At 67.2% G+C, this 13,938-nt stretch carries 10 protein-coding genes and 1 pseudogene; 2 read left to right on the top strand and 9 right to left on the bottom strand.

Going from position 1 to position 13,938, the window contains the following annotated elements; all coding sequences use genetic code 11:
- The first annotated feature begins 148 nt into the window (after positions 1–148).
- On the top strand, positions 149–958 hold the full coding sequence (locus LX83_RS20115; protein WP_253773675.1) for a CBS domain-containing protein: 810 nt from the start codon (positions 149–151) through the stop codon (positions 956–958).
- Between the two features lie 275 nt (positions 959–1,233).
- Here the strand turns inward: LX83_RS20115 and LX83_RS38735 are convergent.
- Both LX83_RS38735 and LX83_RS20110 read right to left on the bottom strand, forming a co-directional pair.
- Positions 1,234–1,362: pseudogene (locus tag LX83_RS38735) on the bottom strand (hypothetical protein); the annotation flags it as partial.
- A gap of 380 nt (positions 1,363–1,742) precedes the next feature.
- Positions 1,743–3,107 carry a toll/interleukin-1 receptor domain-containing protein gene (locus LX83_RS20110; RefSeq protein ID WP_253773673.1) on the bottom strand — a complete coding sequence of 455 codons (1,365 nt, stop codon included), beginning with the start codon at positions 3,105–3,107 and terminating at the stop codon, positions 1,743–1,745.
- Positions 3,108–3,214: 107 nt separating this feature from the next.
- Between LX83_RS20110 and grpE the strand changes: the two genes are divergently transcribed.
- The gene (grpE, locus tag LX83_RS20105; protein WP_253773671.1) at positions 3,215–3,703 is read left to right on the top strand and encodes a nucleotide exchange factor GrpE; all 489 of its coding nucleotides are present in this window, start codon (positions 3,215–3,217) and stop codon (positions 3,701–3,703) included.
- Here the strand turns inward: grpE and LX83_RS20100 are convergent.
- Genes LX83_RS20100 through LX83_RS20070 form a run of 7 tightly spaced genes read right to left on the bottom strand, consistent with a single transcriptional unit; the run spans position 3,681 to position 13,903 of the window.
- Complete coding sequence (locus LX83_RS20100; protein WP_253773669.1) at positions 3,681–3,818, bottom strand: hypothetical protein; 138 nt, start codon at positions 3,816–3,818, stop codon at positions 3,681–3,683. The two genes, grpE and LX83_RS20100, sit on opposite strands and share 23 nt — an antisense overlap.
- Positions 3,815–5,422 (bottom strand): TRAFAC clade GTPase domain-containing protein, encoded by a 1,608-nt coding sequence (locus LX83_RS20095; RefSeq protein WP_253773666.1) that lies wholly within the window; start codon positions 5,420–5,422, stop codon positions 3,815–3,817. The genes LX83_RS20100 and LX83_RS20095 overlap by 4 nt, the downstream gene beginning before the upstream one ends.
- Positions 5,423–5,425: 3 nt before the next feature.
- The gene (locus LX83_RS20090) at positions 5,426–7,687 is read right to left on the bottom strand and encodes a GTPase-associated protein 1-related protein (RefSeq protein ID WP_253773664.1); all 2,262 of its coding nucleotides are present in this window, start codon (positions 7,685–7,687) and stop codon (positions 5,426–5,428) included.
- Positions 7,684–8,784, bottom strand: coding sequence for a TRAFAC clade GTPase domain-containing protein (locus LX83_RS20085; protein ID WP_253773662.1), 1,101 nt, complete (start codon positions 8,782–8,784; stop codon positions 7,684–7,686). The genes LX83_RS20090 and LX83_RS20085 overlap by 4 nt, the downstream gene beginning before the upstream one ends.
- A gap of 9 nt (positions 8,785–8,793) precedes the next feature.
- Entirely contained in the window at positions 8,794–11,337 is a 2,544-nt protein-coding gene (locus LX83_RS20080; RefSeq protein WP_253773660.1) for a fibronectin type III domain-containing protein, read from the bottom strand.
- Positions 11,334–12,908, bottom strand: a complete 1,575-nt coding sequence (locus LX83_RS20075; protein ID WP_253773658.1) for an Hsp70 family protein — start codon at positions 12,906–12,908, stop codon at positions 11,334–11,336. The genes LX83_RS20080 and LX83_RS20075 overlap by 4 nt, the downstream gene beginning before the upstream one ends.
- Positions 12,905–13,903, bottom strand: a complete 999-nt coding sequence (locus tag LX83_RS20070) for a vWA domain-containing protein (protein WP_253773656.1) — start codon at positions 13,901–13,903, stop codon at positions 12,905–12,907. The genes LX83_RS20075 and LX83_RS20070 overlap by 4 nt, the downstream gene beginning before the upstream one ends.
- Positions 13,904–13,938 lie beyond the last annotated feature (35 nt).

Below are 13,938 nucleotides of genomic sequence, written 5' to 3'. Positions count from 1 at the left end.
TCAACAGCTGGACCTCCAGCTGGCACGTGTGGCCATGCAGGGCTTCTTCGACAGGGGGTCGAAGCCTCACGACTGAAACCCTTTGGGATGTCCGCGCGATACAGGCCAGGGCATCCTCCGTGAGCCCGAAGCTGCGGCATCGGCGTGTTTGCCGGTATCTGGCCGAAGCCGCAGCACGCCGATCTGTTGGCAGCCCAACGACTACAGCGACATCCAGGGAATACGTCGTGACAAGCAGCAGAACCTCCAGCAACGGAGCCCGCTTCCTCGCCGCCTTCATCGCCATCGAGAACCACCTCCGCGACAGCGTCACCCCGAAGGCAACCTCGGCTTCTCGAAGCTCCTCGACACCTACGGGGAGAAGGTACGACTGACGTCCAGACAGAAGAACGAGCTGAAAGCCTTCGCCGAGCTGCGCAACGCCATCAGCCACCAAAAGTACTTCGCCGGCAGACCCATCGCCAATCCCGTGGACGAGGTCGTCCTGGACATCGAACGCATGCGAGACCTGCTGATCTCGCCCCCCATCGCCCTCCAGGTGCTCAAGCGCGACCAGGTGCGCAAGGTCGACGCCCGATCACAGATCGCCGATGCCCTCGCTCTCGTCAAGGAGCATGACATCTCGCAACTTCCGGTCTACGACGACGGGAGTTTCCAGGGCCTTCTCACCACCAACGCCATCGCACGCTGGCTGGCGACGCAGTCCACCGACCACGCTGGTCTCGCCGAGACCGCTCCGGTCAGCGAGGTGCTGAAATTCGCCGAACCGCATGAATCCGCCAGGCTGTGCGGCCGCCACACGACCGTCCTACACGTGCTGGACCTGCTCGCCCCGTCCTCGCCCGGCGCGCATCCGGTCACGGCGGTGATCATCTCCCACTCGGGCAAGTTCACGGAACAGCCGTTGGGGATCGTCGTGGCTCAGGACCTCCCTCGGCTCTACGCGAGTATCCGGTAGCGATCAGCGCGTTACGCCCCTACCACGATGAGGCCTTGAGTAGTTCCACGCCTGCCCGCTGCGGTGGACAGGCGCAAGCGAGGTGACCCGACGGTTCCACCCCGGTCCGGGCGCAAGCTATGGCGCTTTCTCGCCTGATGCCGTGGTCAAGACAGGTCCAGCTGTGAGCACGGCGAGGTCAGGTAGGCGCTGGGAGGTGCCGTCAATCGTCCTGTGGGAACCCGTCCTTGGGCCAGCCATGGCTCGAAAACAGACACTCACGAACTTACGAATCGTCACAGCTGCCACTCCTTTTTCAACACGTCCAGCAGCTCTCGCTGCCGTGCCTCAAGTACGTCGAGTGTCCACTTCTCGTACTGGAGTAGCTGGTTCGTCAGCACGAAGGAAGCGCCGCCCTTCTTCCCGGCGAAGTACTTCTCCTTTTCCGTCTCGGAGTCTTTGACACCCTCGCCGCATACTGAACGCGAGTTAACGACTCACGACACTAAGGGTCTGCGCGCCTACAAGGCAGGACCCGCAACTCTATGACGTCGCGTGTGAGGCCCTGGCTAGCGGCGTGACCGAGGCCGAACACCCGCATCAAACTCGGCATCACCGCGCGTGTGGTTCTTCAGCCGCTGACGGCTCGCGGTCAGCCACTTCGTCCCGTTCCGGTGCGGCGCCAGGCGTGCGGTCGGCAAGAGCAGCACCTTCTTGGTCGCCGCTGGAGGGACACCTGCCCGTTCTGCGATTGGCAGATCGAGAGGCTCTGCTACCGCTGCCGAAGCGCTCCGCGTCGGTGTGCTCACTCGGCGAACACCAGGGGCCTCAATTTGGCTTGCCACTCCTCGAGTTCTGCCACCAGCAGGGTATCGTGCTGCCGGTGCATGGCCCGGTCCAGCACGAGTGCGGCGGCCGCCAGCCCGACAGCGAGTAGTGCCATAGCACCAACCACGACGTGGAACTGGAACGAGGTTTCGGTCGGACACAGTGCTTCGGCGGTCCCGACCAGCCCGAGGATACTCCCCGTCCAGCCGAGGTAGTTCGCGGGCACCGTGGAGTGGCATGACCACAGCCAGGTTCGCCAGTTCCAGTTCCGCCGCCCGATCAGCCCAAGCCTGGTCTTCTCCAGGTCCCGGTATATCTGCTCCGCGTCCTGTTGCTGCTGGCGGGAGCGGGGCGGGCGCCAGTCCGGGTGTGCCGTCAGCAGTTCGTGCAGCCGAGCCGCCGCGCGTCGAAACAGGTACGGTTCGAAGGACGGTGCCGGGGGCCATTCCTGTTCCTGCTCGTCTCGCTCGTCGGAGGCGCGCTGTACGAAGAACACGAGGAACGCCACCACCACAAACACCAGGGTGATCCGCAGGGCCAGGGCGCCACCCTCGTTGACGAATTCGACCAGCCCGTTCACCAGGATGCCGAACGGCAGCACGAGGATGATCCACGTCTTGCGGACGTATTGCCGGAACGGCAACACACCTACCTGACGCTCCCACTGGAAGGTTCGTCGCCGCACGAGCAACTGTATCCCCACCATTCCGACTCCGATCAGCATCAGGACTAGTGACAGCATTGCCACGCTCGCGAAGTCGCGCCATTTTCCGCCGAGTGTCAGGGCGAATAACAACGGAAGTGACAATGCACCGCAAGCCCTCAGCGCGATGGCAGGCAGAAGTCGCTTCCGATTTTGCTTGGGCGCCTTCCGCGGTTTCGTCGACTGAATCGGCGCCACGTGTCGCGCAAGTTCCTGAAACAGTCGCTCGAGGTCGCCAGCCAGGTGTGCCGCGCGTATTTCGGCTGCCTGGCGCAACGCGAGTTCCGCGATATCGTCCGGTAGTTCTTCGCGAATCGGAGGTGTGGCGTTTCCCAGCAGCGCCTGGACGATCGGCTTACCTAGCTCCAGCGCGATGGCGATCTCGTGACGCACCCAGTCGAGCCCCTCGCGACACAATCGTTCATGCAGGTCAGAGAGCCATTGTCGGTGAACTACGACCACCAGCACGTCGCACGCACGCAGGTGGCGACGCAGCTCGTCCGGATATCGAGTGCCGACCCGCATCTGGTGGTCCACAAAGACCTGATCGGATCCGAAATGGGCGGCGAGACGGTCCGCCAGAGCTGCCACGAAAGTCTCGTGATCGCCTCTGCGGTAATTGATGAAGATACCACTCACGAGTTCTCCAAGAATTATCGAGTAGAGGTTCGACGAATCGTCGAACCTCGTTCTCATTGCCGCCCAAATGCTTGCCAGCAGGTGCGAGAACCGTTTATCTTGGCCATGTGGAAGAAAACCTTGAACGGGTGTTGACCGGTATCCAGTCCGACCTGGCTGGACTGCACGCGCAGAGCAAGTTCCTCAACGAGGTCATCGACCGACTGCACACCGAGAACGAGCAGCTGCGCGCGGCGGAGGCGCGGCGGACGCTGCAGCCCGCGCTGCGGGAACTGGTGAAACTGGCCGACGACTGGCGCAGCCGGCGGACCTCGCTGGCCGAGGCAGGCCACGTCGACCTCACGCGGTTGTGCGACGAGATCGTCGAGGACGTCACGCTCCTGCTGGACCGCCAGGGGGTTGAGGAGTTCCACGCCGAGGTGGGTGCCGCGTTCGACCGCCACGAGCAACGCTCGGTCGGGACGCGGCCAACCGAGAACACCGACCAGGATGGCCGGATCGCCGAGGCCAGGCGTCCTGGATACCGGGTGGACGGCAACGTCGTCCGGTTCGCAGAGGTCGTCGTGTACAAGTTCACACCACCGCCGGCGCCGTGACCGCCAGCGACACGAGCCAGAGCGCGCACAACACGGTGAGCACCATGGCGGTCACGAGCAGGACCATCGCCACCTTGCGGCCAGCAACGACCGCGGCGGGAATCCGGTCACTCATGCGGGCACCTTCCCGTTCAACAGCCACAGCAGCGGAGTGGCCGGGTCGTCGTTGATGACGGCACCGTGCCGCCTGACTTCGACGGAGTCCTGGATGCTGACGGCGAAGTAGGACACCTTGGCGAAGTGGTTGTCCAAAGAGGACAAAAGCTCGTGCTGGCCCATCCCGGTCAACCAAGACCGGATGGCCAGCGCGCGTTCCTCGCGCGATGACGCGGAGCGCGCCGCGTACGGGTGGCTCGGGCCGGACGGGTCGAGCAGGCCGTCGCACTTGGTCAGCACCACCGCGACCGGGATGCTGATTCGGCTGCCACGCCAGGAGAATCCGCGCTCGGCCAGTGCCTCGACGAACCTCTCCAGCACCTCCTTGGGGGCGGTGTTCGACGCACTCACGCGACCCAGAACCGCCCGTGGCGTGCCGGACCGCACCTGGCGCAACGAGAACGGGTCGACGATGAAGACGACCCCCTTGGTGAACGCCAGGAACTGTGCGTCGGCCAGGTGGTCAACGCTCTCCACTCGCTCGCCCGCGGGGTCGTAGAGGTAGAGCAGCCGGCGGGCGCGGCTGCCCTCAGCGCCGACGAACACGGTGTGCGCCCGCGGATTGACCACCGCTGTCTTGAGCGCACGGCTCGGATCCTGGTGCACGCCCAGTTCGATGTTGCGCTCGAAGGACTCTTTCGCTCGCTCGTCAGCGAACTCGAACCCGTCGCCACGCAGCATCAGTCGGGACACCGCGCTCTGTATGAAGACCGACTTTCCCGCCTTCGGGCCGGCGATCACCGGGATGTGCACGGTTGGCGCAGTGAGGCCCTTGGTGGGCAATTCGAAGCCGCACCGGGCGCACTGCGCCCGCAGCCTGCTCTTGCCCAGTGCCAACAGCGTGGGCAGTGTGGTGTGGCACGCGCACGTCCGGCGCAGCACGCCCGTGGTGCCCGGTACCAGGCTGCGGTGCGCGGCACCGCACTCCGGGGCGGGACACCGGTAAACCGGTCGAGTCACCTTTTCGTGGCAGGACGGGCATTCGATCGTGATGCCGCGCAGGAACAGCACGACGTACTCCACTACCCACGAGCCTGAGGCCATCAGCAGCGCGCTAGCAACGAGCACCAGCAGCAGGAGCAGGAAGACCAGTGAGGCAAACGCCACGAGCCCGATGGCGCAGGCGCCACCGCCGACCAGACCCGCGGTGATCCCGGCGGCCACCGGGTAGGCGAACCAACGTGGCCACTCGGTGTTGGAGGCCCACAGCCACGCCCGGCGAACCAGGGGTGATGAGACCGGGGTGGGAGTCGTGGGCGCGCTGAGGATTTTCGCCCACATCCGGGTGATGGCCGTGCGAAGGATGTTCAGGTAGTCCCACAGCACAGGCCCGGCGTAGTAGCTGCGAAACGCCGGATCGGGGCCGTCTCGGGATGGCTCGGGCGGGTCGATGCGCAGGTGCCCGATCGGGGCGCGAGGGGTGAATCCCGCCAACGCGGCCGTGACGTACTCGACCACTCCGACACCGAGCCCGACGATGCTGCTACCGATGAATGTCAGAGCCACCACGTAGGGGGTGACGATCACAATGATCAGGAACAGAGCGATGAGGAGGTAGTACACGGGTCACCTCTTCCGCAGCCCGAGCAGGGCGAGCAGGCCGCGGCGTTCGTGCCGCACTCGCCAGCTCTGCCACCACCGGGCCCAGTTCGGTTTGGGTGCGGCAACACCCAGCGCGTCGGCCATGGGCCGGAGTGCGCTGCCGATGCGGTCCAGGTGCTTGCGCTTTCGCTTGCGCAGCGCGGTTGCGAGCGTGTCGTTGACTAGTCGGTCGCGAGTGGACGGACCTGTCGCGTCGAACCAGGCGACAACCACCGCCGCCACCTGGCGTGCCGGTGCCGTTGCCAACACCGTGCGCGCGGCCTCCTGGTAGGAGGGAAGGAACACCGAACCATGCTCCGTGACAGCGGCACCGAATAGTCCTTTGTGGATTTTTGGGTCGCCCCGCATCACGAAGGACGCGATGCTCACCAGCAGCCGCTGGCCGATCTCGCCCTGCAGAGCAGCCGCGGTCTCGATGCCGGACAGCACGGCCAGTTCGCTACCCGGGCCCGGTGCCGAACGGTGAAAGTGCGTGACCAGCCGTGCCGCTTCCAGCTCGGCGAGCTTGTGTTGCGGTAGCCGTGCCGCGACCGGAGAGTCCAACAGTGCCTCCACGAGCTGCTTCTCCTTAGCGCTGGCACGGTCGTAGCTCGCCAGGCTCAGGACCCGTGCGGTGATGCGCGTGGCGAGGCCGCTGTCCACCAGCGCCTCGGGGGGCAGGTGGCGTAGCAGCCGGAGGCAGTCGTCGGTGGTCGGGTCTTCCGGCCACAGCACGGCGCCGAGGTGGCGCACCTCGCCCGAACCGCGTCGGGTGGCCGCCACCGCCACCTCAACCCGGTCGAGCGCACCGTGCCTGGCCAGCACCAGGTCGGTCAGCAGCCTGATCTGCTCACCCGCCTTCTTGGTGAGCAACTGGGCGGCGGCGAGTGGCAGCGTCGCCGCCAGCCTGCAGGCCTCCTGCGGGTCGACCAGCCTCTGCTCCAGCACTCGCACCAGGGCGTCGAGCAGTTCGGGCTGCTCGGACAGCCACTCTCCCAGCGCGGCCGAGGACGGCCCGGCGAGTTCGGGCAGCACAACGTTCTCCGCGACGTCCGTCAGGTCTGCGGTGGACAGCGTGGGTAGCCAGAGTCGTCGTTCGGCACCTCGCAGCACCGCGACGAAGTACGTGCCGAAGAGCGTCGCAGGCACTGGTTCACCCTGTTGCCATGCCGTGCGGAGTGCCGCCGACCAGGCAGCTGGGTTCGCCGGGCCGCCGCCGTCCTGGACCTGGTCGGCGATGCGACTCCAGGCGTGGCCGGGCAGCCGCTTCGGCATCCGGTCCACAGCGAACTGCACGGCGTCCACGAGCAGGCTTTCACCGGGGGGCACGGCGACCGGCAGGTCGAACGCCAGCTCCAGCAGGACCGCGAGTACATCCAGTTCCGCCGCGGTCACCGCCGGGGTGACCTGAGCCGCGAGGTCCAGGGCCGCGGCGACCTCGTCGCGTTCCCACAGCCGAGCCAGCGCCGCAGCGTAGCGGGTGCCGTCCTGAGCCGGCGACACGCCGGCGGTGAGGTCGATGGCGGTGAAGTCACCGTAGGCGGGCAGCCGCACATCCGGCGTCGTGCAGCTGACGAGTGCGGCCGACTCCTCTGGACGCGCGGTGTAGGTCACGAACGACACGCGCAGCCCGAGCGCACGTGGCAGCGACCGGCACAGGGCGGCGATCCACTGTGCGGCCACCTCGTCGTCCGGTACGACGAGCACCAGCCGGTCGCGCTCGGTGGCGAGTGCCCGCTGTGTGGCGCCCAGCACCCGCTCCAGGTGGGCGGTCGCACCGGGCCGGTCCAGGAACCGGCGAGTGCTCGACGCGGTCGCCGCGTGTCCCGGCAGCAGTGCGGTGACCTCGGGCAGGTCCTTGCCGCTCGCCCTGGTGTCCATCCACACCGGGCCGTGCCAAAGGTCGATCGGTAGTGCGTCGCCGAGTTCGCGTTCCGCGTCGTCGAGCAGCAGGGCGTGGGCGAAGTAGTTGCCCATGCGACCGGTGAAGTCCGCGCCCGCGTAGCGGCTCTGGAACAGCGCGGCGCCACGACCGGACGGCAGGTAGCCGAAGGCGATGGGAAACGCGGTGAGGTCGTCGTGGCCCAGCCGCCCGATCAGGCCTGGGCTCGGCTCGTAGGCGCTGGCCCTGACCGCGAGTTCCACCAGCTGCCGTGGCGTGCCCGGCGTCATCGCGCTGATCTGGAAGCCCTGGATGCCCTCCAGGCCGTCCTCGCACGAGGTGTAGTGCACCTGGCGCACCGTCATCGCTTTCCCTTCGTCTTGATCGCACCGAACCGGGCCAGCAACCACAGCATCGGATCCTCCAGTCGGTAGGGATGCACGCCCGCGGGCGACAGCCGCGTGCCATCCAGTGGCGGCGCGCCGAGCGCGGACAGCCCGAAGTACCGGTAGGTGTGGAAGGTGTTGACCACCGTGCGGTCGAACGCCGAGTCGTACCAGCGGTTCAGCCAGGCGCGTACCTCCTCGTGCACGTCCTGGCCGTCCTCGTCGTCGTAGTAGCCGTCGTGGGATGAAGGCCGGCGCAGCGGTGAGTCCGCGCTGAACATGTCACGCAGCAGGTCGATCTTGGTGAGCGCGATCGCGAGCGGTGTCCGCAGCAGCTTGGTGACCCCGGTGCGACTGCGTTCTCGCAGCAACTCCGACAGCCGGTTCACGACGTGAAGCTGATCGGTGAACCTGGTCTTGGCCGTGCCGCCGACGAGTTCGCGGACCTTCGGCATCTGCAGCGGGTCGAGCAGCAGGATGATGCCCTCGGCGGCGTCAAGGTAGCTGATCAGCTGATCCATTGCCTGGGCCCGGGCGACATCCTCACCCGCCGTGTCGTAGAAGACGGTCACCACAGGAGCGACGCTGACCGGCCCTATCCGCCGTTGTCTGGGGAAGCGCAGGCTGAACATCAGTGGCTCGGGCGTGGTCCGCAGGGCGGATGCCGTCTGAGTCACCGGGCGGCTCTGCTGGAACAGCGGTGTGTCGAAGTCGCGCTTGTAGCGCACCCGCGAGGCCTCACCGAGCAGGTCTAGCGACATAGCGGGAAAACGGGTGCTGACCTGACCGCGCTGGAACTCATGGACCAGCACACCGACCCAGGTGCTCTTACCGGAGTCCGACGAGCCGATGATCGCGATGTTGCGGCCCCCGCTGTCGACGTACTCGCGCAGCAGGTCGCGGCCGCACGACGGGCACACCCGCCGGGTCTGTGGCAGGTTGCCGTGCGGGCAGCGCCCCTTCTTGAGGTCTCGTGTGCGAAACCTCGCGGTTTCCTCGCATCGTTCCCCGCACTGGAGTTGCAGGTCCGCACGCCGGTGTGTTGCCCAGCAGTACGGGCATTTGACAGTGGCCATCCCTGTTCCTCACACGATCAGCTGGTCCGGGCGGGACGGCACCAGCACGACGTGCTCGTCCAGCGAGAACGCCCGGAGATGAACCGGCCTGCGCAGGTGCCGGGGAACGTCGAAGTCCTGGCTGTGCGGTGACTCACGGCCGTCGAGGTGCAGCACGACCTCACCGTCGTCGGCGTGCATTGGCCGGATACCCGACTTGGCGACCAGCACCACCGCAGGCACCCGGTGGTCACCCTCAACCACCAGCGTGCGGCGGTGCCGCGAGAACCGACCGGCCCGGCGCACCTGGTAGCGGACGGTTCCGGTGGCCGACTCCTGGCGCAGCACCAGTGGGCCGAAGCTCAGCACACCGTCGAGTGAAACCGCGGTGCACACGCCGAACCAGTAGTCGCCTTCCGGCACCGAGATCGAGACACCACGGCTTTCGTAGTCGACCCGAGTGATGTCCACAGTGGATGCCTCCGGGTCCGTCGGGCCCACCGGTTTCGCTCCACGCCGCCAGACCACGCGCGCACTGGTCGCGCCGGTGGGCCACGCCCAGGTGAGTCGCACGGTCGGGCCGAGCCGGTCCAGTCGCAGTGCGCTGACCGGGCACTGCCGCGCGTCGACCGCAAACGGCACGCCGATCGCGGCCAGGTCGCCGAGCACCGTGATCGGCAAGACCGTCTGGCGCCTGCCGGCTGCGGGCCTGCGTCCGTGCAGGAACCCGCGGCCGGACAGTCCCGTTGGACGAACCGGGGATCCCAGGGCGCGAGCCCGGTGCACCGGCATGACCTCGCAACGGGGCGGATCGACGTCCTCGCGCAGCTCCAGCAGTTCCACGTCACCGCGCGGCGGCGGGGTCCACGTCGCCACCAACTCCTCGCCGTCGAGCTGCGCAATGAGGTCGGTGACCCCGGCCGGCACCTCCTGACAGCACGCGGTCAGCAGCACGCCCTGGCTGAGCACCGCGGAACCGTCGGGAAGCCGGTAGCGCACCTGGATGCGGTACTCATAGGACTGACCAGAATCGACGTTGTGATCGGTGAACGTCGTCAAATGGGCATCCGCGAACGCCAGGCCGAAGCGGGTGACAAGCACACCAATCGCACCCTCGGGCAGCCGCCAGCGACCGGAGATCACGTCAACGCCGCCTCGCAGCTGAGGATCAAGCACCTCGCTGAGCACGGTGACCGGATCGGTGCGGGTCGCCTGCGCCGAGGGAACGCCGTCGCGCAGCGTGTGAATCTCGTACACCACTGGTGTTCCACTCGGCGGCTCGGGGTCGAGCAGCTCACAGGCGGCCGTCTCCTCAGCCAGCACGGTGTTCCCCCGGCGAATCCGGTAGGTGATCCGCCCTGCGGTGGCAGTGCTCGGCCGCCACGTCACCACAACCCGGCCCTCGCTCGTCTGTGCCCGCGCGGACGAGGGAGCGGCAGGCCGACATCGCGCGAGTGCGGCATCGATCTCGTCATCAGCCAGCTCCTGCCGGATCCGGTAGTACCCGGTGACCGCCGCCTCCACATCGGTGGCCTCCAACTCGCGGCACCTGGTGATTTCGTCGTCCAGTTCGGACAGTCGCTTGGCCAGGTCGGAGCGCTGCCGCGCCCACTCGTCGGGCAGCGTTGGCTGCTGTTGCAGGATCAGCAGCGCGGCGCGCAGCCGGAGATCACCGAGCGCCTGCTGGTAGTGCTCCTGCCAGCTGGGCTCCGTCGCGCCCGCCGCGAACTGCTGGGCACACCAGACCGCGTAGGCGATCTCGCCGGCGCCCATCCGGATGTCCAGTTCGCGCAGCCGTTCGGCCATGGCGCTGGTGGCTGCAACGGCGTCGGTGTACCCGTAAGCCGCCCGGTCCCACACCTGGGCCAGCGCCTCGTAGCGCAGGACCTCGGTCAGACTGCCGTCGTTGATCCAGTCCTGAACCAGCCGCAGCAGGGTCGCCTCCGCAGCAGTTTCGGCTGACCGCGACACGCGCAGCTTCTCGCGTCGTGCCGCCAGGTGTCGTCCGGTTGTGGGCAGACCGCCCAGCCCGGACAGGTAGTCCCACAGCGAGTCGTGCCGCAATCGCGTCAGAATTCCCCGCACTTCGGCCCACCGGCCGGGCTGTGGTGCTGGAGGAAGGCCACTGGGTGTGCGCTCATCAGCGCCGTTGGCCCGCAGCGCGGTCAGCACCGCGCCACGCGGCACCTTCAGCCTGCGTGCCACTGCGGACACCTCGTCCGGCGGCAAGCCCGGTGCGCCGTGCAGCCGCTGCCGGACCACGTTGGCGAGCCGGTCACGCGCTTGTGTGACGTGCTCCCGATGTTTCTCCCGCCGCGCCCGGTCGAGCAACACCTCCTCCGCCGCCTGGTGCTGGCCGCGCAGGATGCCCAGGGCACGTGAGAACGAACGGTACTGTTGGTTGGTGAACTGCCTGCCGACCTCGTCCAGCGCGGTACGCAGCACACTGGTATCGGTCACGTCGAGGGACAGCAGATAGACGCGGAACAGGTCCTCGTCAGGGCGCCAGCCGTCCTGCACTGGCTTGAGCACCTCGTCAACGAACCGGCCCGCGTCGAACCGCCACCCGTTCACCGCTGGATCACGGGCAGCGGCGCCCGCTTGACCTCCTCCGGCACCATCCCGCTGATCTTCGCTTCAAGCTTGAGCTGTTTTCCGTTCTGAGCGACCGCGGTGACGTGCAGGATGCCGTCGGACTCAAGGTTGAACGACACCTCGAGGGGCTGACCCGCTGGTCCAGGGGGCAGCTCGCACAGCGTGCCCTCGACGAGCAGGAGGTTGTCGGACAGTTCGTCGCTCAGCACGTCGGTGGTTGACTCGTAGACCGAGATATCGACAGCCTCCTGCCGATCTTGAACCGTCCGGAAGGTGTCCTTGGGCCGGGCCGGGATCTCGTCGTTCGGCTTGATCAGCCAGGCGACGACCAAGTCGCGGTCGTCCTTGTGGTGGTCGCGCAGCACGGCGATGCCGTACCCCTTCGACGTGACGTTGACGATCCTGGGCAGCGTCCCTCCCGGCAGGCCACGCCCGAGTAGCGGATCGGTACCCTCACTCTCCGCGATGCCGTTGGCGGCAAACAGCGCCGCCCCCTTCGCGACGATCTGGTCAGGGTCGGCCAGTTGGGGCGTCGGCAACTCGGGGAACTCCCGCACCAGGCGCTCCTTCACCGCAGGTGAGTGCGACATCCCGCCCACGAGCAGCAGTTCGTCAATGCTGTCCACGCCCTTCTCCCGAGCGTGGCCAAGCACGTCCCTGGTGAAGTCGAGCGTCCTGCCGATCAGGTCGGCGGTCGCCTCCTCGTACTCGGCACGGGTGATCTCGATCTTGGCGCGCTGCCCGTGCGCGATCACCGTCGTGCTGTAGCTGTCGCGCCTGCTGAGGGCCTTCTTCGCCTCCTCGGCGAGCAGTTCGACGCTGCCCGCAGCATCCAGGTCGGTGCGCGGGTCGCTGTCCGGATGCTGTTCGGTGAACTTGCGGCACACCAGGTCGACCAGCCGCTCGTCCCAGTCCGCGCCGCCGAGCTGGTGGTCCCCGCCGGTGGCCACGACGCGGATCTCCGTCGAGGACACTTTGATGATCGTGACGTCGAATGTGCCGCCGCCCAGGTCGTACACGAGCACGGTGCGGTCGCCACCCGCAGAGATGAGCCCGTAGGCGACGGCGGCTGCGGTCGGCTCGTTGATGATGTTGAGCACGGTCAGGCCCGCCATCTCGCCCGCATCCCGCGTCGCCTGTCGTTCTGCGGCGCCGAAGTACGCGGGCACGGTGATGACCACGTCGGCAAGTGGGCCCTCGGAGGGGACTTCCACACCGAGCACGCTGAGGGCGTCCTCCACCACCTGCCGCAGGATGATCGCGGAGACCTGTTGCGGGTACCGCTGCCTGCCGTCGATGTCGACGGTGTACCCCTCCTCGCCCATGTGCCGCTTGATGAGCGAGACGACCCGGCCGGGTTCGTTGCGCAGCTCGTTCTTGGCGAACTTGCCAACGGTGACGTTCCCGCTGTCTTCGAAGAAGACCACGGACGGTGTGGTCAGGTCGCCTTCCTGGTTGGGCAGTACCGACACCCGCTGGTTCTCGTCGAGCGAGGCGACGCAGGAGTAGGTCGTTCCCAGGTCGATGCCGAGAACAGGACGACGGGTCATGGATTGTCCTTCGTGTTCGGTGGTTGCCGGTCGAGGAAGTCCAGCGACATCGAGCGACGCGGGGCCGCGGCGTTCTCGTCGCGCAACTTCCGGGTGAGGTCCTGGTGGTCGATCGCGGTTGGGGTGTTGCCCCGCCGCACGGGTTCACTGGCGACGGCAGCCGGTGGACGACGCCTGCGGTGCAGGACCCACGCGATCATCGTGACCAGTGCGGCGACGGCGGCCGTGCCGGTCAGTGCCGCGCTCCAGGGGAACACCGAAGGTTCCGGTTTGGGTAGTGCTTCGAAGGGAACACCGCACGCGCTCGCTACGACCTCGTAGAGCGTGCGCAGCAAGCTCGACTGCTCGCCGACGAAGTAGTCCTGGTCGGGCTCGGGCCCGGTGATGGCGCGCAGGTTCGCCTCCGCGTCTGGCGCCAGTTCGATGCCGACAGCCGCCACCCTGGTGCCCGCGCGCTTGAGGCGGTCCGCGGTCGCGGCTGCCACGACCACCGGGTCGTCCGGGCCGTCGCGGGCCGGGTCGCCGTACACCGTCGGCATCCCGTCGGTGACTAGGACGACCACGTCCTGGTGGCGCCCCTCTGCGGTGGCCAGCGCCGCGTCCCAGTTGGTCGCGCCGCTGGCCGTACCTAGTCCGTCAATGTCGTCCTTGAGCCGATGTCGACTGTCCTCGTCGGATACGTCCACACTGGACCGGATGGTGGCGGCGGCTGTACCGAACCCGACGACCGTGACCGTGGACGACTTGTCCCGCAGCGCGTCGACCACGTTCTTGGTGGCCTCCCGCACCTGCGGAAACCGGACGTTCATCGAGTCAGACTGGTCGATCACCAGCGTGATGCGCAGCGGGCAGTGCCCAGGCCAGGGTGGGTTGGGCTCGGCCAGCGCGACCGCCTCGGGCGTCGCCGTAATCAACGTGGCGAGGAATAACGCGGCAATGCGGGAATACCTGCTGATCCCGTACGGCAAAGAAAGCTCTCCCTGCTTGATGGGCAAGCCCGATCCAAGGGGCGATTGAGCGATTCGACGGA

The organism is Goodfellowiella coeruleoviolacea (assembly GCF_024171785.1).
Lineage (GTDB): Bacteria > Actinomycetota > Actinomycetes > Mycobacteriales > Pseudonocardiaceae > Goodfellowiella > Goodfellowiella coeruleoviolacea.
This window is presented reverse-complemented; position numbering and strand designations above follow the sequence as displayed.